The organism is Bradyrhizobium sp. LMG 9283, from assembly GCF_045571415.1.
GTDB lineage: Bacteria > Pseudomonadota > Alphaproteobacteria > Rhizobiales > Xanthobacteraceae > Bradyrhizobium.
This window is the reverse complement of sequence record NZ_CP120691.1, coordinates 2833938-2851206: the sequence shown is the minus strand read 5'-3', so window position 1 is coordinate 2851206 and position 17269 is coordinate 2833938. Positions and strand designations below refer to the sequence as shown.

At 62.9% G+C, this 17269-nt stretch carries 13 protein-coding genes and 1 pseudogene; 12 read left to right on the top strand and 2 right to left on the bottom strand.

Annotated features, from left to right (window positions below; genetic code table 11):
- Positions 1–321: 321 nt before the first annotated feature.
- On the bottom strand, positions 322–1884 hold the full coding sequence (locus P6U29_RS13260) for a 2-isopropylmalate synthase (protein ID WP_407118002.1): 1563 nt from the start codon (positions 1882–1884) through the stop codon (positions 322–324).
- A 426-nt stretch (positions 1885–2310) separates the two neighbouring features.
- Between P6U29_RS13260 and P6U29_RS13255 the strand changes: the two genes are divergently transcribed.
- Both P6U29_RS13255 and P6U29_RS13250 read left to right on the top strand, forming a co-directional pair.
- The gene (locus tag P6U29_RS13255; protein ID WP_407118001.1) at positions 2311–3093 is read left to right on the top strand and encodes a transposase; all 783 of its coding nucleotides are present in this window, start codon (positions 2311–2313) and stop codon (positions 3091–3093) included.
- Positions 3087–3596, top strand: coding sequence for a transposase (locus P6U29_RS13250; RefSeq protein ID WP_407118000.1), 510 nt, complete (start codon positions 3087–3089; stop codon positions 3594–3596). The genes P6U29_RS13255 and P6U29_RS13250 overlap by 7 nt, the downstream gene beginning before the upstream one ends.
- A 91-nt stretch (positions 3597–3687) precedes the next feature.
- On the opposite strand, the pseudogene P6U29_RS13245 reads toward P6U29_RS13250, so the two are convergent.
- Positions 3688–3934: pseudogene (locus tag P6U29_RS13245) on the bottom strand (hypothetical protein).
- 206 nt (positions 3935–4140) lie between these two features.
- Here P6U29_RS13245 and P6U29_RS13240 point away from each other — a divergent pair.
- From P6U29_RS13240 to P6U29_RS13195, 10 genes are all read left to right on the top strand, one after another.
- The gene (locus P6U29_RS13240; RefSeq protein WP_407117999.1) at positions 4141–6816 is read left to right on the top strand and encodes a TIR domain-containing protein; all 2676 of its coding nucleotides are present in this window, start codon (positions 4141–4143) and stop codon (positions 6814–6816) included.
- Between the two features lie 227 nt (positions 6817–7043).
- On the top strand, positions 7044–8264 hold the full coding sequence (locus P6U29_RS13235; protein WP_407117998.1) for an SMP-30/gluconolactonase/LRE family protein: 1221 nt from the start codon (positions 7044–7046) through the stop codon (positions 8262–8264).
- 111 nt (positions 8265–8375) lie between these two features.
- Positions 8376–9497 (top strand): D-alanine--D-alanine ligase family protein, encoded by a 1122-nt coding sequence (locus P6U29_RS13230; RefSeq protein ID WP_407117997.1) that lies wholly within the window; start codon positions 8376–8378, stop codon positions 9495–9497.
- A gap of 59 nt (positions 9498–9556) precedes the next feature.
- A complete protein-coding gene (locus P6U29_RS13225) occupies positions 9557–10654 on the top strand; it encodes an NAD(P)/FAD-dependent oxidoreductase (RefSeq protein ID WP_407117996.1) in 1098 nt (365 codons plus the stop codon).
- A 254-nt stretch (positions 10655–10908) separates the two neighbouring features.
- Positions 10909–11031: a hypothetical protein gene (locus P6U29_RS13220; protein ID WP_407117995.1), complete on the top strand. Its 123-nt coding sequence runs from the start codon at positions 10909–10911 to the stop codon at positions 11029–11031.
- A 98-nt stretch (positions 11032–11129) separates the two neighbouring features.
- Positions 11130–12005, top strand: coding sequence for a branched-chain amino acid ABC transporter permease (locus tag P6U29_RS13215; RefSeq protein ID WP_407117994.1), 876 nt, complete (start codon positions 11130–11132; stop codon positions 12003–12005).
- Between the two features lies 1 nt (position 12006).
- A complete protein-coding gene (locus P6U29_RS13210) occupies positions 12007–12933 on the top strand; it encodes a branched-chain amino acid ABC transporter permease (protein ID WP_407117993.1) in 927 nt (308 codons plus the stop codon).
- Positions 12933–14414: an ATP-binding cassette domain-containing protein gene (locus tag P6U29_RS13205; protein WP_407117992.1), complete on the top strand. Its 1482-nt coding sequence runs from the start codon at positions 12933–12935 to the stop codon at positions 14412–14414. The genes P6U29_RS13210 and P6U29_RS13205 overlap by 1 nt, the downstream gene beginning before the upstream one ends.
- 40 nt (positions 14415–14454) lie before the next feature.
- Complete coding sequence (locus P6U29_RS13200) at positions 14455–15690, top strand: ABC transporter substrate-binding protein (RefSeq protein WP_407117991.1); 1236 nt, start codon at positions 14455–14457, stop codon at positions 15688–15690.
- A gap of 188 nt (positions 15691–15878) precedes the next feature.
- On the top strand, positions 15879–17189 hold the full coding sequence (locus P6U29_RS13195) for an ABC transporter substrate-binding protein (RefSeq protein ID WP_407117990.1): 1311 nt from the start codon (positions 15879–15881) through the stop codon (positions 17187–17189).
- Positions 17190–17269: the final 80 nt, after the last annotated feature.

Here is a 17269-nt window from a genome sequence, read left to right as displayed (position 1 = left end):
CTCTCCCTGGTATTATTTGGGCCGCCCGGCAGGCCGAGCGGCCAATCCTCATGCCAGCAGCATCAATACAGGGCGTCGGCCTGCGCTGCTATTGGCCGTTAGCAGGGCTGGTATTCATGGTGAATGGCGCACGCCCAGACAATATCCGCGAGCACCATTGTGCACCCTCTCCCGCTTGCGGGAGAGGGTGTCTCCGCAACGGGACAATCCACCAGAGGAGAAAACCCTGACCCGGCGCGCGGGACGATGCTTCGCATCGCCCGGAACGCGCCGACCTCTCCCGCAAGCGGGAGAGGTGCAACAACTTGCAGTCTTGCTCTGTCAGCTCGCCGCGGCCGTCGTCACCGTGTCGCGCTGGCGCTTCATGACGATCTTGTTGAGCGCGCCGAGATAGGCCTTCGCTGAGGCCACCAGCGTATCCGGATCCGCCGCGCGCGCCGTCATCGAGCGGCCATCCTGCGACAGCCGCACCGAGACTTCCGCCTGGGCGTCTGTGCCTTCGGTGACGGCGTGGACCTGGTACAGCTCGAGCTTGGCCTCGTGCGGCACCAGGCGCTTGATGCAGTTGAACACCGCGTCCACCGGACCGTTGCCCTCGGCTTCCTCGATCCTGGTCTGGCCATCGACATCGAGCTTCATGGTGGCGCGCTGCGGGCCATGGGTGCCCGCGATCACCGTCAGCGAGGTCAGCTTGATGCGGTCGTGCGACGCTGCCATCTCCTCGTCCACCAGCGCCTCGATGTCCTCGTCGTAAATGTCCTTCTTGCGGTCGGCGAGCGCCTTCATCCTGTTGAACGCGTCTTCCAGCTGGTTCGGGCCGAGCTTGTAGCCCATCTCTTCCAGCTTGTGCACGAAGGCATGGCGGCCGGAATGCTTGCCGAGCACCAGCGAGGACTGCTTCAGGCCGACCATCTCCGGCCGCATGATCTCGTAAGTGGAAGCGTCCTTCAACACGCCGTCCTGATGGATGCCGCTCTCATGCGCGAAGGCGTTCCGGCCGACGATGGCCTTGTTGTACTGGACGGGAAACGAGGTCGCCGCCGACACCAGCTTCGAGGCGCGGGTGAGCTGGGTGGTGTCGATCTTGTTCCAGTAAGGGAATTTGTCGTTACGGACGTTGATCGCCATCACGATCTCTTCGAGCGCGGCGTTGCCGGCGCGCTCGCCGATGCCGTTGATGGTGCACTCGACCTGGCGCGCGCCGCCGACGATGCCGGCCAGCGAGTTCGCCACCGCCATGCCGAGGTCGTTATGGCAGTGCACGGAGAACACCGCCTTGTCCGAGTTCGGCACGCGCTCGATCAGCGTCTTCATGAAGTGGGTGTATTCCTCCGGCACCGTGTAACCGACGGTGTCGGGGATGTTCACCGTGGTGGCGCCGGCCTTGATCACGGCCTCGACGATGCGGCACAAAAAGTCCATCTCGCTGCGGGTGCCGTCCTCGGCCGACCATTCGACGTCATCGATCTGGTTGCGGGCGCGCGCGACCATGGCGACCGAGGTCTCGATCACCTGCTCCGGCGTCTTGTTCAGCTTCACTCGCATATGCAGCGGCGAAGTCGCGATCACGGTGTGGACGCGGCCGCGCTTTGCGAACTTCACGGCCTCGGCGCAGCGGTCGATGTCGGCCGGATGGGCGCGGGACAGGCCGGCGATGACGGAATTCTTGGAGCGGCGGGCGATCTCGCTGACCGCCTGGAAGTCGCCTTCGGAGGTGATCGGGAAGCCGGCCTCGATGACGTCGACGCCCATATCATCCAGCAGCTCGGCGACCTCGAGCTTTTCCTCGAAGGTCATTGTGGCGCCGGGGCACTGCTCGCCGTCGCGCAGCGTGGTGTCGAAAATGATGACGCGGTCCTTGTCGGACTTGTTCTGGGTGGCCATTCCTAAATTTCCCTTTGAGCGTTTGCGCCGTTCAGACCGTTTAGTCGCTTGGCGCTTGAGGTGTCCGGTGATCTCGACCAACCCCTGAGCGCCCAGGCGCGTGGCGCCCAGCCGGCCCTCAGGGGCAAGTAAGAAGCAGGCCGCCAATAAGGAGGGTGGGCAGCGACGCGGCCGGGATCGTGGCGGCGGCCAGAGCCACCTCCCCCGAAATCCCGTCGATTTGGCCGCGAATCAGCATTGCCGGACCCTTTTGAGCCACAAATCCTCGGCCAAAACCGTTGACGGTTAGTTGCCAGGGGGCTCAGTGCGTTCCGTTTCTAAACGAGAAACGGCTGCAACTGCAACGCCAAAAGATGGTCAGCATACGTGACCTAATAGGTCGATGGTCGGCGCACCAAGGGCGTAGCCCGCATGGAGCGAAGCGCAATGCGGGAAACCCGTCCCGGATTCCCGATCCATCCAGACGGTTGGGTGCGTGCGCGCCGCGGGCTATCCCGTGCCGGTACGGCGGGCGCGAGCCCTGCTCTTGTGTCTGCAAATTGTGCCAAAAAACGCCAACGGGCGGTTCTGACCAACCGCCCGTCGCTGGATCTGAGCCCGACCGTGCTCAAAGGCCTTGAGAGCCTGTCCGGGAGCGTGGGACAGATCCGGTGTCTTCCTCAACCCGAACAGTTGCATGGGCTTCGAGCCCGAACCGAGCAAGGAAGGGAGTGGATGATGGCACAAAACGGTGGCGTTGTCGTCGGGATCGATGTGGCCAAGGACAAGGAGGATGCATGCATCCGCGCGGTGTCGCAACGGCAGACGTTTCCTAGCACTGCAGAAGGACGGCGCGGTCTGATCCGCTGGCTGCGCAAATACAAGGTTGCCAAGGCGGTCATGGAGGCATCTGGCGGTTACGAGCGAGAGTGGGCTAAGGCGCTGCGTCAGGCCGACATCGAAGCCCGGATCGTCGACCCCAAGCGCGTGCGTGATTTCGCTCGATCAGCCGGACAACTCGCCAAGAACGATGCAATCGATGCGGAGATGATCGCCTGGTTTGCCGAGACCTTCACCGATGCTCCAGATCAGGCCCATGACACGGCCCGCGAGAATCTGGTGCAGGTCGTAAAAGCGCGCCAGAGCCTGCTCGATCTGCAGACGAGCCTGAAAAATAGGGGCGAGCATGCCGCCCCAAAATCGTCCAGCAGATGCAGGCTCGGTTGTTAAAGCAGATCGCAGACGAAGTTGCCAAGCTCGAGGTTGCGATCGCCGCAATGATCAAGGCCGCGCCACATTTGGCCGAACTTGCCGAGATCATCGAGAGCGTGCCAGGGCTCGGCAAGATCACATCCGCCGGTCTGGTCGCCGCGATGCCGGAACTTGGCCAGGTGAGCAACAGGATCGCCGCTGCGCTGTTGGGAGCAGCTCCTTACGATGACGACAGCGGGAAGCGACGCGGTGATCGCCATGTAAAAGGTGGACGCCGAAAGGTTCGCAATCTCTTCTACATGGCTTGCCTCGGCGCTGCGACGCGGCACAACCCTGTGATCATGGCCTTCTATGATCGTCTGATCGCTAAAGGGAAGGAGCCGAAGGTTGCGCTGATCGCCTGCATGCGCAAGCTCATCGGCATTCTCAACACCATGATCGCCCGGCGCCAGAAATGGGATGCTCGCCGCTACGAACTGAGCGAACCCGCTCGGCCTCAGCCGAGCGCATGCACCGCCTGAAGACCAGTGAGCGGGCGGGGTCAAGGCCGTCAGCCGCCGAAGGCGGGGGCGCACAGCGCCAGCCTTGAGCCCGCTCGATCACCGGTCTACTTCAACACAGTTGCTCCCAGCGATTCAGCATCTGGCCGAGTTCGCCATTGACCACCGGGACCAGGATGCTGGGGGGCGTGATCTCGTTGGTGTTAGCTGGCGCGTTGGCAGAGAGCCAATCCGGCTGGGTATATTCGCGCCAGCGGCGTGCCTCCGCCCGCCTTTTTCCGGGAGACGTGGTCCCGCGTGAGATAGCCCGCCGCAAATGCGATCGCGAGAAGGATGACCAGGACGACAACCTGCACAATGAGCTCCGGCTTTATCCCCGTTAGCGCCCTCCAATCCAAACGCATTCGAAGGTGACGAAATTGCGATCCCGCGATCGCGCAACGGTTTTGATCCCTCCCCTCGCAACCGACAGCTGATCGGACTAACCTTCCGCTGCGGCGCAGGGTATGCGCGGGTGACCTGGAAAAGTCCTCTGCTCGGAACGAGTACCGTAAGGCTGGGGTGAATGGGCAATATCTTCATTAGTCACTCGAGCAGCGATGTTGACCGAGCCAGGGAGGTCTTGGACTGGCTGACAGCGAATGGCTGGGACGATGTCTTTCTCGATCTCGACGCAGAGCGTGGCATCGGGGCTGGCCAGCGTTGGAAAGATGCACTTCAGAAGACTGCACAGAGGTGCGAGGTGGTGCTTCCGCTCATCTCCAACGAATGGCTTGCCTCACGTTGGTGCGGGGCGGAGATCGACACCGCCCGTCTGATGGGTAAGAAGATCATCATCGCTCTGATCGGTGCAAACAAGTCCGACGTGCCGCTCGACCTGACCGACGAGCAATGGGTCGATCTCAATGCTGGTGCTCATGAATATAAGCGCCTGGCGCTAGGGCTAAAGCTTGCTGGGCTCGATCCATCGACTTTCGAGCTTCAGCCCGGACGCCGCCCTTATCCCGGGTTTGCGTATTTTGATGAGCAGGATGCGGCCATCTTCTTCGGGCGGGATGGGCAGATCGTGCGCGCGCTCGACAGAATCCGTGTCATCGCGCGGGTCGGCGTCGATCGCATGCTCGTGATTCTCGGGGCATCGGGATCGGGAAAGTCGTCGTTTCTGCGTGCTGGACTTCTGCCGCGCCTCAATCGAGACGACCGCACCTGGTTGCCGCTTCCTACGATCCGACCGGAGCGCGCCGCTATCTCGGGCGATTTTGGACTTGCACAGGCCCTCCTGAGCAAGATCAGCGAGGAACGATTTGCCGGAGAATTCCGCAAGCGCGGCCTGCCGCGCAGCCGCGCGGCTATTCAGGAATTCATCGAGTCGGACGAAGCCGGTCTTCTCAAGCTTTTTGACGCATTGCGGGACATCGCGCATCAAACCGATTTGTATGGCACGAGCTCGTTGCCACCGACCATCATTCTCGCCATTGATCAAGGTGAGGAGCTGTTTGGAGAGGATGGCCGCGCGGAGGCCAAGCGCTTCATCGATATCCTGACCCGGACGCTGACGTCTGATTCCGCTCATGCCTTAGCGCTGGTCGCCATGCGCTCTGACGCACTTCCACGCCTGCAGGCGGAGGCGAAGTTCGCCGAGTTTCCGAAGGACACTTTTCCTCTGGAAGCCATGTTGGAGAGCTCATACCGCGCGGTGATTGAAGGACCGGCAAGGCTGCTCAAGCCAAAGCCCCTCAAGCTTGATCCGAGGTTGGCCGATGAATTGCTGAGAGACGTCTCCGACCAGGATGCGCTGCCGCTTCTCGCTTTCACGCTTGCGCATCTTCACGAGAATTACAGCGCCGACAACGAACTCAATCTGGTTGATTACGAAAGGCTCGGCCACCTCAGGGGCGTCATAGAAACAGTTGTGAAGGGAGCCTTTGCCGACGGTGTCGCAAGGGGTGAACTACCGAAGGACGAGAACGACCAATTGATGCTGTGGCGGGAGGCCTTCATACCTCATCTGGTGCAGGTCAACGACGCGGGGCAGTTCATCCGCCGCGTCGCCAAACGTAGCGATCTTCCGCCCAGGACGTTGCCGCTGATCGATCGGTTTGCAGAACGCCGCTTGTTGATCAGGGATCGACGGACTGATGCGGGAGCCGAGGTCGAAGTGATCGAGGTCGCACATGAAGCGCTCCTGCGACAACCGCCGCTTAGTAGACTGCTGGCAGAAGACCGAGAGTTCATGGTCTGGCGGCAGCGGCTAGGTCGCATGTTCGAACTATTCACAGCCAATGAGAGGGGCCTACTGGTCGGCCGTGCACTTCAGCGGGCCCGGGAATGGCTGCAAGCGCGTCCAGATGCAAATTTGCCGGCACCAGAGCGGGCATTCATTGCCGACAGTATCGCCGCGTCCGAAAAACAATTGGCTGCGCAGGCTGAGCGAGAACGTAAAGATCAGGAAGACCAGCTCGAGAAGGCGCAGGCGCGAACGCGACTGCGCCGCCAAGGCATCGCCTTGGCGGTGGCAGCGCTTCTTGTGCTAGTCGTCGGCGGCGGTTGGATGTATGCCTATATCCAACAACACGAAGCCAATACTCAGCGAACGCTCGCGGAAAATGCCAGGGCAGACGCGGAGAAGCAAAAAGCTCTTGCAGACCAACAAAGAATCATCGCGGAGCGCCTCGCGGCACAAAATGCCGTACTGCTCGACATGCTTCAGCTCTTCGTGACCAGCTCAATTCCGCCGAATATGGAGGCGCAAGTTGAAAGCGCAACTGAAAGGCTATTGGCTGGACGCAAGCGATATGAAGATGTCGGCAACGAGCTGAACATACCCTGGTATTTCATAGGTATTTTGCATGGCGCCGAGGCCAATTTCGATTTCACAAAACATCTGCACAACGGCGATCCGTTGACTGCGAGAACCGTCAATGTTCCGAGAGGCCGCCCGCACAACGGCAATCCGCCTTTTTCCTGGGAGGAAAGTGCGGCTGATGCTCTCGAGCTCTACGGAGTCACAAAATCGACAAGCTGGGGTTTGGGCGACGTGCTGTACCAGCTGGAAAAAAGCAACGGGCTCGGTTATCGCAAACGTAAAATCAATTCACCATACCTCTGGGCGTGCACGAACCACTACACCAAAGGAAAGTTCGTGGGCGGCGTTTTCGATCCTGAAGCAACTGTCAAGTACTGCGGCGCCGCCGCTATCCTGAAGAAACTGGTTGAACAGGGGCTGGTGACATTCAACTGATCTGTCCTTCGCGATCGAGGCACAAAGGCATCATAGGTCTGCGCCACGGCTCCCGGATGGTGGATTATGCGTCCGTCGGCGATTGTATCAAAAGTATGGCGCCGCGACAGGCACGGCGCAGCGTGAAGAATTGGCTCGCCGCTCTCGCAACTGGCCGCGGACCGGAATAACCTTAAGGTTGCCGAGCCGAGATCAACCGGCTGGCAATACATTGGGAGGCTACGACAATGAGCGAGGAACATCGCGACTCTGACGCGACACTGTCACGACGAACACTGGTCCAGGGCCTGGCCGCAGCCGCCGGCGCCACGATTGCCGGGACCGGCGCCGCACTGGCGCAGAATGCACCGGCAGCACCGCCGACCACGATCACGACCCCGCCGCGCGATTTCAGCCCGCGTGGTGCGCCGACCACCTACTTCTGGGACCCTGACATCATCGCGGTCGATCCGTCTTTCAACGATCTCGCGCAGCCCAACACTGCGATCAAGCGGCTGTACACCGGACTGCTATGGGCCGAAGGCCCGGCATGGAGTGCGCAGGGCCGCTATCTGCTTTGGAGCGACATTCCCAACAACCGGCAGATGCGCTGGACCGAAGACGACGGCCGCGTCAGCATATTCCGCTCGCCGTCCAACAACTCCAACGGCAACTCCTTCGACTTCCAGGGCCGCCAACTCTCCTGCGAGCATTTGACGCGGCGTGTGACGCGCTACGAGCATGATGGCACCGCCACCGTGCTGGCCGACTCCTATCAGGGCAAGCGGCTGAACTCGCCGAACGACATCGCCGCGCATCCCGACGGCAGCTACTGGTTCACCGACCCGCCCTATGGCGGCCAACTCTACGAAGGCGAGCCCGACGTCGCGGGCGGTCCGAGCAATGCGGCCGGCAAGCTCAATCCGCGGATCGGCCAGCCGGCCGGCTTCGTGCCAGGTAAGCGCGAGCTGCCGACCAACTGCTATCGCATCGATCCGTCGGGCCGCATCGACCTCGTCGTCACCGAGGACCAGGTGCCCGATCCGAACGGGCTGTGCTTCTCGCCCGACTACAAGAAACTCTACATTGCCTCCACCGGCAAAGGGCCTGGCGACACCGGTCCAGGCGGCAAGGGTGAGATCTTCGTGTTCGACGTCGGCAGCGACAACAAGCTCTCGAACCCCAAGAAGTTCAGCGATTGCGTGATCGACGGCGTGAAGTGCGGACCGGATGGCCTGCGCTGCGACGTCAACGGCAATCTCTGGGCCTCCAGCAATGCCGGTCGCTCGGTCGGCTACAATGGCGTGACGGTGTGGTCGCCGGAGGGCAAGCTGCTCGGCCGCATCCGCCTGCCCGAAGTGTGCGGCAATATCACCTTCGGCGGACCCAAGCGCAACCGCCTGTTCATGGCCGCGAGCCAGTCGCTCTACGCAGTGTACACGGCGACACAGGGCGCCGGGCCGGGCTGAAGCGCAGCGAGTCTTGTCACGAGACGGCGCCGGCGGGCCTCGCCGGCGCCGAACTGTTTCAACCGGGGGCAACAGAGATGACTTCCAGGCCGGGCGCGTGATAATTGGACCATGGCAGACAAAATTCGCGTCGTTGTTCTCTATGGCGGCAGGTCCGGTGAGCACGAGGTCTCGCTGAAGTCCGCAGCCTCCGTATTCAGACATCTCGACCGTACTCGTTTCGAGGTGATCCCGGTCTCCATCGACAAGGAAGGTCGATGGCAGTGGAATGACCTTCTAGCTCTCGACCAGGCGCAGGCGGTATCTTTGCCGATCCTGGAAGAGGCGCCGGAGATACGGCTCGCCAGAGAACCTGATGGAAGCGTCGCTCTCATGCCGATTTCTGCAGGAACGATGGCCCCGCTCGAGATCGATGTCGTCTTTCCGGTCATCCACGGGCCGCTTTGCGAGGACGGCACCGTGCAAGGCCTGCTGGAATTGGCCGACATCGCCTATGTCGGATCCGGCGTTCTCGCCTCCGCCGTCAGCATGGACAAGGATGTCGCCAAGCGGCTCGCCGAGTTCGCGGGCATTCCGGTCGCGCCCTACCACGTGCTCACCCGCAAGGCTTTCGTGCAGGATCGATCCTCGTCTCTTGCGAAGGCGATCGAGGGACTGAGCCTCCCGGTGTTCGTCAAGCCGTGCAATATGGGCTCCAGTGTCGGCATTCACAAGGTGAAGACTTGGGATGCGCTCGGAGCGGCGCTCGACGATGCGTTTCGCTATGACGTCAAGGTGCTGATCGAGCAGGGCATCGACGCGCGCGAGATCGAGGTCGCGGTCATCGAAGGCGAGACGCTGTTCGCGAGTCTTGCCAGCGAACTGAACCCCAATGCCCATCACGAGTTCTATTCGTACGAGGCAAAGTATCTCGACCCCGACGGCGCCCGCGTCGACCTTCCGGCCAGGCTCGACCCGTCACAGATGGAGCGTGTGCGGTCGCTCGCCACAGAGGTGTTCGCAGCGCTCGAATGCAGCGGCTTCGCACGCGTCGACTTCTTCCTCGACCGGCAAAGCGGTGAGTTCTGCTTCAACGAGATCAACACCCTGCCCGGCTTCACCTCGATCAGCATGTATCCGAAGATGATGGAAGCCTCGGGCGTGCCGTATGGCGAGCTGCTGACGCGCCTCGTCGAGCTCGCGCTGGAGCGGCACCGACAGCGTCAAGCGCTGGAACGGGGGTACGCAAGCTAGGTTGTTTCCGGTCGGGAGCAAAGCGCCCCCAGGAAATTGACGCGAGCCGGGGAAGATACATGCGCGTTGTGATCTGCGGCGGCGGCGTCGTCGGAGCCTGCACCGCTTATTTCCTGCGCCGCCGCGGCATCGACGTGATCGTCGTGGAGCGAACCGAGGTCGCCGCGGCTGCCTCCGGCAAGGCCAGCGGCTTCCTCGCCCAGGATTGGTGCGCCGGCACGCCGCTCGATGCGCTGGCGCGGCGCAGCTTTGCGCTTCACGCACAATTGCCCGGCGAGATCGCCGGCGACTGGGGCTATCGTCCGATGACCGCCTATAGCGGTTTCGTTGCTTCCGACGGCGCTGCGCGCAGGGATGTACCATCCGCACTCGGTTGGCTCAACGACGGCGTCGTCATCACACGACGCATCGGCACGGCGAAGACGACGGCGATCGTCCATCCCCGCAAGTTCACGTCGGCCATGATGGACGCCGCGCTCGCGCAAGGCGCGGGGCTTCGTCCCGGTCGCGTCACGGGCATCGTGCGCGATGGCGATCGTGCAGCGGGTGTCGAGGTCGAGGGTCGCGTCGTCGCTGCTGATGCCGTCGTGATCGCGATGGGGCCGTGGTCGCTGCTCGCGGCGCAATGGATGAGCCTGCCCGCCGTCTACGGCCAACGCAGCCCGAGCATCGTGTACGACACGACCAACGACGTGCCGGCCGATGCGCTGTTCCTGGAGTATGAGGAAGACGGCGGCGCGGTCTCGATCGAGGTCTTCCCGCGCGCCGATGGCAGCACGCACATCACGGCCCTTTCCGACATCGCGCCGCTGCCGCTCGATCCTGCCGCCGTGACGCCGGACGTTGATGCGATCGCGCGGCTGCAAAGCCTGTCCGAGCGGCTGTCACCGCTGTTTCGTCCCGAGAAGATCATCGCGCAGCAGGCCTGTTTCCGTCCGGTGACGGAGGACGGTTTGCCCTTGATCGGCAAGGTGCCCCAGAGCGAAGGCCTCTATGTTGCGACCGGACACAATGTCTGGGGCATCCTCAATGCGCCCGCCACCGGAGAAGCGCTCGCCGAGCTGATCGCTGGAGGCGCAACGCGCGAGATTGACCTGTCGCCATTCGATCCCGCCCGGCTGACTGCGCTCGATCCATCGCTGCTACAAGCACGCTGAAGCGCGCGACGACATCGCGGCTCGTCAATCGCCGATTGCTCTCAGCCTTTGATACTCACGCATGCCCGCCGACGGAATCTGCATGCCTGCGCCCGATCAACGTCTCGCATCTCTTTTGCCTGCAATTTACGCAGCGCTAGACTTTAGTCCGCTCTCACAATCCTGAATGCAGTTTCACTTGCCGAGACAGTCTCTGCCGGTATAGTCGCGACACAATGGCTCACAAGAGGCCTGTTCAAAGGGAGAAGAACAACATGAAGAAACGACTCTCTGTTGCGTTGCGTATCGCGTGCAACATGACCGCGACCGGCGTGCCGAAGCACGTCGCAAAGGCCGCCGTCTGGCTTCCGAGCCTCATCAAACCCATCACAGGCTGATCGGGCCCGCTCTCCGGGCGGGAGCCTGGAAGCGTTCAGATGCGCTCCATACAGCACCTTCCCTCAAGGAGGCAGCTCGTCTGCCTGGCCAATCATCTATGCGAGCTTTCCAGATCCTGATCGATGGCTTTGCCATCAGCGCTCTCTACGCCCTCGGTGCCACCGGCTTCACGCTGATCTTCGGCGTCTCCGGCGTGCTCAACCTCTCCCACGGCGCCATCATGGTCGCGGCGGCGGTCGCCGCCTGGGCCGCCGCCAGCATCCTCGGCGTCGGCACCTATGCCGGTGCGCTGATCGGGGTCGGCGTTGCGCTCCTCACCGCCTTTGCCACCTACTTTGCGGTGGTGAAGCCGATCCAGGATTCGCGGCGCATCCCGAACGAAGAGAAGGAGATCTTCGTGCTCACGGGCACACTGCTCTGGGGCATCATGATCCAGGAGCTGATCGCCTATTTCTTCACCAACAACGCCAAGACGGTGCTGCCGATCGTCGAGGGCGTGGTCGATATCCTCGGCGTGCGCACGCCGACGAACGAGATCTTCACCGCGATCGTGTGCTGCCTCGTCATCGCGCTATTGTGGCTGCTGGTGAACCGCACCCGCACCGGCAAGGCGGTGCTGGCGGCGTCGATGAACCCGCGCGGCGTGACGCTGCTCGGGCTCGAGCTGACCAACATCTATATCGTGGTGTGGGCGATCTACGGCATCCTCGCCGGCATTGCCGGCGTGCTGCTCGGGATGTTCTTAGGGGTCAGCTCCTACAGCGTCGGGCCGCTGACGGCGAGCGCGTTCTCGATCGTCGTGCTCGGCGGTCTCGGCAGCGTCTCCGGCTCGCTGATCGCCGCCTTCGTGGTCGGCTACCTCGAAACGCTGACCGCCTATCTGATCTCGCCGGCCTACCGCACCATTCCCGCGCTGCTGCTGCTCGTATTCGTGATGTACATCCGGCCCCAGGGCCTGCTGGGGAGGCGCTGAGATGTCCACCTTCTTCACCTCACGCCTGTTCTTCGTCTCGCTCGCGCTCGTCGTCGTCGCGGCGACGCTGCCGCTCTACGTCTCCGGCTACGTGCTCGGGCTGCTCACCGTCGCGTTCTATTTCGGCGTGTTCGCGATGGCCTGGGACCTCTTGTTCGGCTTCGCCGGCGAGGTCAATTTCGGCCCGACCTTCCTGATCGGCGTCGGCGCCTACACCGCCGGCATCCTCAACAACCAGTTCGGCTGGTCGGTCTATCTCTGCATCTTGCTCGGGGCGCTCGCTTCCGTCATTGCCGGGCTCGTGCTGGCGCTGCCCGCCTTGCGCGTGCGCGGGCCCTATTTCGGCCTGACCACGCTGGTCGCGGTCTTGATGCTGCAAAACTTCATCGTCGTGTTCGCCGATCTCACCGGCGGCGAGATCGGCCTCACCATCCCTGATGTCATCAGCATCAATGCCGGCACCAATTACTGGATCGCGCTCGGCTTCATGACGATCTCCGCGGCGATCCTCTACGGCCTGTCGCAATCGCCTGTCGGCCTCGTGCTCCAGGCGAGCGGCCAGGACCCGGTGCAAGCCGGCGCGCTCGGCTTCAACATCGTCAAGCACAAGCTCGCCGCCTTCGTCGTCAGCGCGTTCTTCTCGGGGCTGTCAGGCGCGCTCCTGGTGTTCTACTTCGGTACCGCCTCGGTCGGCACCGTGGTCGATGTTGCCGTCGGCGTGAACGTCATCGTCTCGGCGGTGCTCGGCGGCCGCCGCACCGTGCTCGGCGCGGCGCTGGGCGCGATCTTCCTGATCGTCGCCGGCGAATTCCTGAGGCCCACCGGCGAGCTCGCGACCTTCATCGTTTCGGCCGTGGCGCTGCTCGTCGTGCTGTTCTTCCCCGGCGGCTTCCTCGGGGCGGCCCTCTCGCGGGAGGCGCGCTCGTGATGGATATGCGGCTTTCAAACCGGCCCGTGCTCGACGTCCGCGGCCTGACCAAACGCTTCGACGGATTGACGGCGGTGAAGAACCTCGGCTTCGAGGTCAATGCCGGCGAGATTTTCGGCCTGATCGGGCCGAACGGCTCGGGCAAGTCCACCGCGATGAAGAGCGTGATGGGCATCGAGCGCCCGACCGCGGGTGAAGTGATCTTCGAGGGCGAGAACGTCGCGGGCCTGCCCGCGCACAAGATCGCGCGAAAAGGTTTTGGCATGGTGTTCCAGCACTCGCGGCCGCTGAACCGGCAGACGGTGCTGGAGAACATCATGGTCGCGCTCTTGCCCGACAGCCTGTTCATGCTGATTCCGGACAAGGCACTGGTCGAGCGCGCCAAATGGATCGCCGAGCGCGTCGGGCTCGGCAACGTGATGAACCGCCGCCCGCCGACGCTGCCCTTCGCCGATCTGCGCCGGCTGGAGCTCGCGAAAGCTATCGCGCGGGACCCGAAGGTCGTGCTGGTGGACGAACCCTTCGCCGGGCTGACCCGGGCCGAGGTCGACGTTTTCTCCGACCTGATCCGCAGCTTTCGCGACGAAGGCCGCGCCGTGATGCTGGTCGATCACAACGTCAAGAGCGTCGCCGCTCTCGTCGACCGCGTGCTCGCGATGTATCTCGGCGAGGAGATCGTCACCGGCAAGGCCGAGGACGTCATGCGAAACGAGACCGTGCGCCGGGTGTATCTCGGCGGCGCGATCGAGACCCATGCGCGACCCGAGACCAGCTTCAAGGACAAGGTGCCGCTGCTCCAGGTCGAGAATGTCAGCGTGTTCTACGGCAAGGCTCAGGCGCTGGAGAACGTCTCGATCCACGTCCACGAGGGCGAATTCGTCTCCGTCGTCGGCCTCAATGGAGCCGGCAAAACCACGCTGTTCAACACCATCTCAGGCTTCCTGCCCTATAGTGGCGAGATCGTTCGCGGCGGCGAAAAGCTGCGCGGCACCAGTCCTGCGAAGATCGCGCGCAGCGGCCTCGTGCAATGCCCGGAATCGCGCGAGCTGTTCGGCGAGATGAGCGTGCGGGAGAATCTCGATCTCGGCAGCCAGCATCTTTCCGACGACAAGCGCGCCGCGCAGCTGGCCTGGCTGTTCGAGCTGTTCCCGATCCTGAAAGAGCGCCAGGGCCAGATGGCGCAGACGCTCTCCGGCGGCGAGCAGCAGATGCTCGCGATCGGCCGCGCGCTGATGATGCAGCCGCAGATCCTGGTCCTGGACGAGCCGACGCTGGGCCTTGCCCCCGTGATCCTCGAGCAATTGTCCAAGGCGCTCACGAAGCTGCGGCAGACCACGTCAATCACGGTACTGCTTGGCGAGCAGAACGTGACCTTCGCCCTGCCGCATGCTGACCGCGTCTACGTGCTCGAACACGCAAGGATCGTCTGGGAGGGCGATCCCGGCCGCTTCGCCACCGAGGCCGGCGCCGATTTTCTGTAAGTCCTCTGCATCAACGAAAAACATAGAAAGGGAAACGACCATGCGATCTTCAGTTCTCAGCGGCAGCTTCATCGCCTCGGCGCTGGCGTTGTGCCTTGCCGCCCCCGCCTACGCGCAATCGAACGATCCGATCAAAATCGGCGTCATCGCCGAGGTGCAGTCAATCGCGGGTGCTGCAACCCCGGGCGGCGCGCAGATCGCCGCGGACGAGATTAATGCCAAGGGCGGCATTCTCGGCCGCAAGGTCGAGATCGTCACCTATGACAACAAGAGCTCCTCGGCCGATTCCGTGCGCGCCTTCCAGCGCGCGGTGAGCGAGGACAAGGTGTCGGCCGTGATCGCGAGCTACATCTCCGAGGTCGTGCTGGCGCTCGAGCCCTGGGCCGCGCGGCTGAAGATGCCGCTGATCACCCCCGGCGCCGCCTCGAACGAGATCACCAAGGCGATCCACAACGACTACGAGAAGAACAAGTACACCTTCCACGGCTACCTGACCTCGGCGGCACAAGCCCAGCTCGTCTGCGACGCCGCCAAGGATCTCCTCGTCGACAAGCTCAAGTTCAAGACCGTCGCGATCATGAGCGAGGACGCCGCCTGGACCAAGCCGCTCGACGTCGGGTACGAGGCCTGCCTGCCGAAGGCCGGACTCAAGGTGGTCGAGCATGTTCGCTTCTCGCCTGATACCACCGATTTCACGCCGATCTTCAACAACATCGAGGGCAAGAAGCCCGACGTGATCGTGACCGGCATCTCGCACGTCGGCGTGCAGCCGACGGTGCAGTGGAAGAACCAGCAGGTGCCGATCCCGATGTTCGGCATCAGCGCGCAGGCGCTGAGCCCGACTTTCTGGAAGGACACCAATGGCGCCGCCGACGGCGTGCCGTCGCTCGCAGTCGCAACGCCGGACGTTGCCGTGACCTCCAAGACGAAGCCGTTCGCGGCCGCCTTCAAGGCCAAGTTCGGCACGCCGCCGGCCTATACCGGCTACACCGCCTATGACGAGGTCTACATCATCACCGACGCGATCAAGCGGGCCGGGTCGACCGACCCCGACAAGATGGTCGCCGAGCTCGAGAAAACCGATTACGAAGGCACGATCGGCAAGATCCAGTTCTACGGCAAGGCCGACGAGTTCACCCACGGCATCAAGTCCGGCCCGGGCTTCGTGACGGGCCTAGTCTTCCAGTGGCAGGACAGCAAGCAGGTCGTGGTCTGGCCCGAGAAGATCGCGGAAGGCAAGATGAAGTTTCCGAATTTCGTGAAGCTGTCGCAGTAGGTGGCTCGCGCCCGCATCAGGCCCATCGCTCCCGCGCGGAGCGGTGGGCCTTTCTTTGTCTTTCGCAGATGCGTTGTGCCAGACCGGCGCGTATCGACCTTGGGCGATGTTGACTTTCGGCCGTTCCGCTCCTCATACTTCGCAAGAAAATAACGACCAATCATAAGACGGTTTTGAGGGAGGATAGGATGCCGACTTCACGCAGGCAGCTGCTGAAGACATCGGCGGCTGCCGCCGCCGCACTCAGCCTCGATTGGACACGGGCCCAGGCGCAAGCCGAGACCTTGCGCATCGGCCTGATCTACGACCTCACTGGCCCGTTCGCCGCCGGCGGCTCAGTCGCCTCGTCAATCGGCGCGCAGATCGCGATCGATCTCGTCAACGAGAAGGGCGGTATCGGCGGCAAGACCAAGGTTGTTCCGGTCGCCGCGGATTCCCAGAGCAAGCCCGACGTTGCGATCAACGAGGCCGAACGCCTGATTAACCAGGAGAAGATCGACATCCTCAACGGCGTCTATGCGAGCTCGCATGCGGTGCCGCTCGCGGCCAAAGTCGAGCAGCAGAAGAAGATCCTCTGGATAACGACCGCGGTCTCGACCGCCGTGTTCAAGGACAAGAACCTGCAATACGTATTTCGCGCGCAGATCCATTCGGATCAATACGGGCAGGCGTTTGCAAGCTTCATCACCGAGCATGCGAAAGCCAAGCTCGGCATGGACCCGAAGGAGGTCAAGGTCGCGCTGATCCACGAGGACGGTCCCTATGGCGTCGGCGTCGCCTCTGCCGATGAGGCCTATGCCAAGCAGGCCGGCATCCAGGTGGTGCTGCGTGAAGGCTATTCGGCCTCGGCGCCCGACCTGTCGGTGCTCGTCACGAAGATCAAGCGTGCCAAGGCCGACGTGATCTCGCATGCCGGCTACAACCCTGACATCACCCTATTCCTGCGTCAGGCGCGCGAGAGCGGATTGCGCTTCAAGATGCTGTTTGGGGCCGGCGCCGGCTACAGCCAGCTCGACAAGCTGCGCGCCACCTTCGGCGCCGACATCGACAATTTCTGCAACATCGATCCGGTGCCGGCGCAGTTGCTCGATCCCGCCAAGCTCGCGCCCGGCATGGGCGATCTGATCAACGCGATGGTGACGCGCTACAAGGCCAAGACCGGCGCCACCGACGTGCCGCCGCATTGCTCGATGGGCTTCAACCAGACCTGGGTGCTGCTCAACAACGTGCTGCCGGCCGCCAAGGAGAAGTACGGCAGCTTCGAGCCGGAGGCGATCCGCAAGGCCGCGCTCGACGTCGACATTCCCGCCGGCGGCACCATCCAGGGCTATGGCGTGAAATTCTTCCCGCCGGGCACCCCGCTCTCCGGCCAGAACGAACGCTCGACACCGGTGGTGATGCAAAACGCCGGCGAGCACATCTCGGTGGTGTGGCCGACCAACATCCGCACGCAGGACCCGGTGTTTCCGCTGCCGAAAGGCTCGACCTACGGGGCTTAGTGAAGCTCTTCGCCTCTCCCCGCTTGGGGGAGAGGCCGGAATTTGCGAAAGCAAATTCCGGATGAGGGGGCTCTCCGCGA

What these genes read in the sequence shown, in the direction of transcription:
- P6U29_RS13260 (WP_407118002.1), bottom strand. Translation starts at nt 1,884, where the DNA reads ATGGCCACCCAGAACAAGTCCGACAAGGACCGCGTCATCATTTTCGAC.
- P6U29_RS13255 (WP_407118001.1), top strand. Translation starts at nt 2,311, where the DNA reads ATGCGGGAAACCCGTCCCGGATTCCCGATCCATCCAGACGGTTGGGTG.
- P6U29_RS13240 (WP_407117999.1), top strand. Translation starts at nt 4,141, where the DNA reads ATGGGCAATATCTTCATTAGTCACTCGAGCAGCGATGTTGACCGAGCC.
- P6U29_RS13235 (WP_407117998.1), top strand. Translation starts at nt 7,044, where the DNA reads ATGAGCGAGGAACATCGCGACTCTGACGCGACACTGTCACGACGAACA.
- P6U29_RS13230 (WP_407117997.1), top strand. Translation starts at nt 8,376, where the DNA reads ATGGCAGACAAAATTCGCGTCGTTGTTCTCTATGGCGGCAGGTCCGGT.
- P6U29_RS13225 (WP_407117996.1), top strand. Translation starts at nt 9,557, where the DNA reads ATGCGCGTTGTGATCTGCGGCGGCGGCGTCGTCGGAGCCTGCACCGCT.
- P6U29_RS13220 (WP_407117995.1), top strand. Translation starts at nt 10,909, where the DNA reads ATGAAGAAACGACTCTCTGTTGCGTTGCGTATCGCGTGCAACATGACC.
- P6U29_RS13215 (WP_407117994.1), top strand. Translation starts at nt 11,130, where the DNA reads ATGCGAGCTTTCCAGATCCTGATCGATGGCTTTGCCATCAGCGCTCTC.
- P6U29_RS13210 (WP_407117993.1), top strand. Translation starts at nt 12,007, where the DNA reads ATGTCCACCTTCTTCACCTCACGCCTGTTCTTCGTCTCGCTCGCGCTC.
- P6U29_RS13205 (WP_407117992.1), top strand. Translation starts at nt 12,933, where the DNA reads ATGGATATGCGGCTTTCAAACCGGCCCGTGCTCGACGTCCGCGGCCTG.
- P6U29_RS13200 (WP_407117991.1), top strand. Translation starts at nt 14,455, where the DNA reads ATGCGATCTTCAGTTCTCAGCGGCAGCTTCATCGCCTCGGCGCTGGCG.
- P6U29_RS13195 (WP_407117990.1), top strand. Translation starts at nt 15,879, where the DNA reads ATGCCGACTTCACGCAGGCAGCTGCTGAAGACATCGGCGGCTGCCGCC.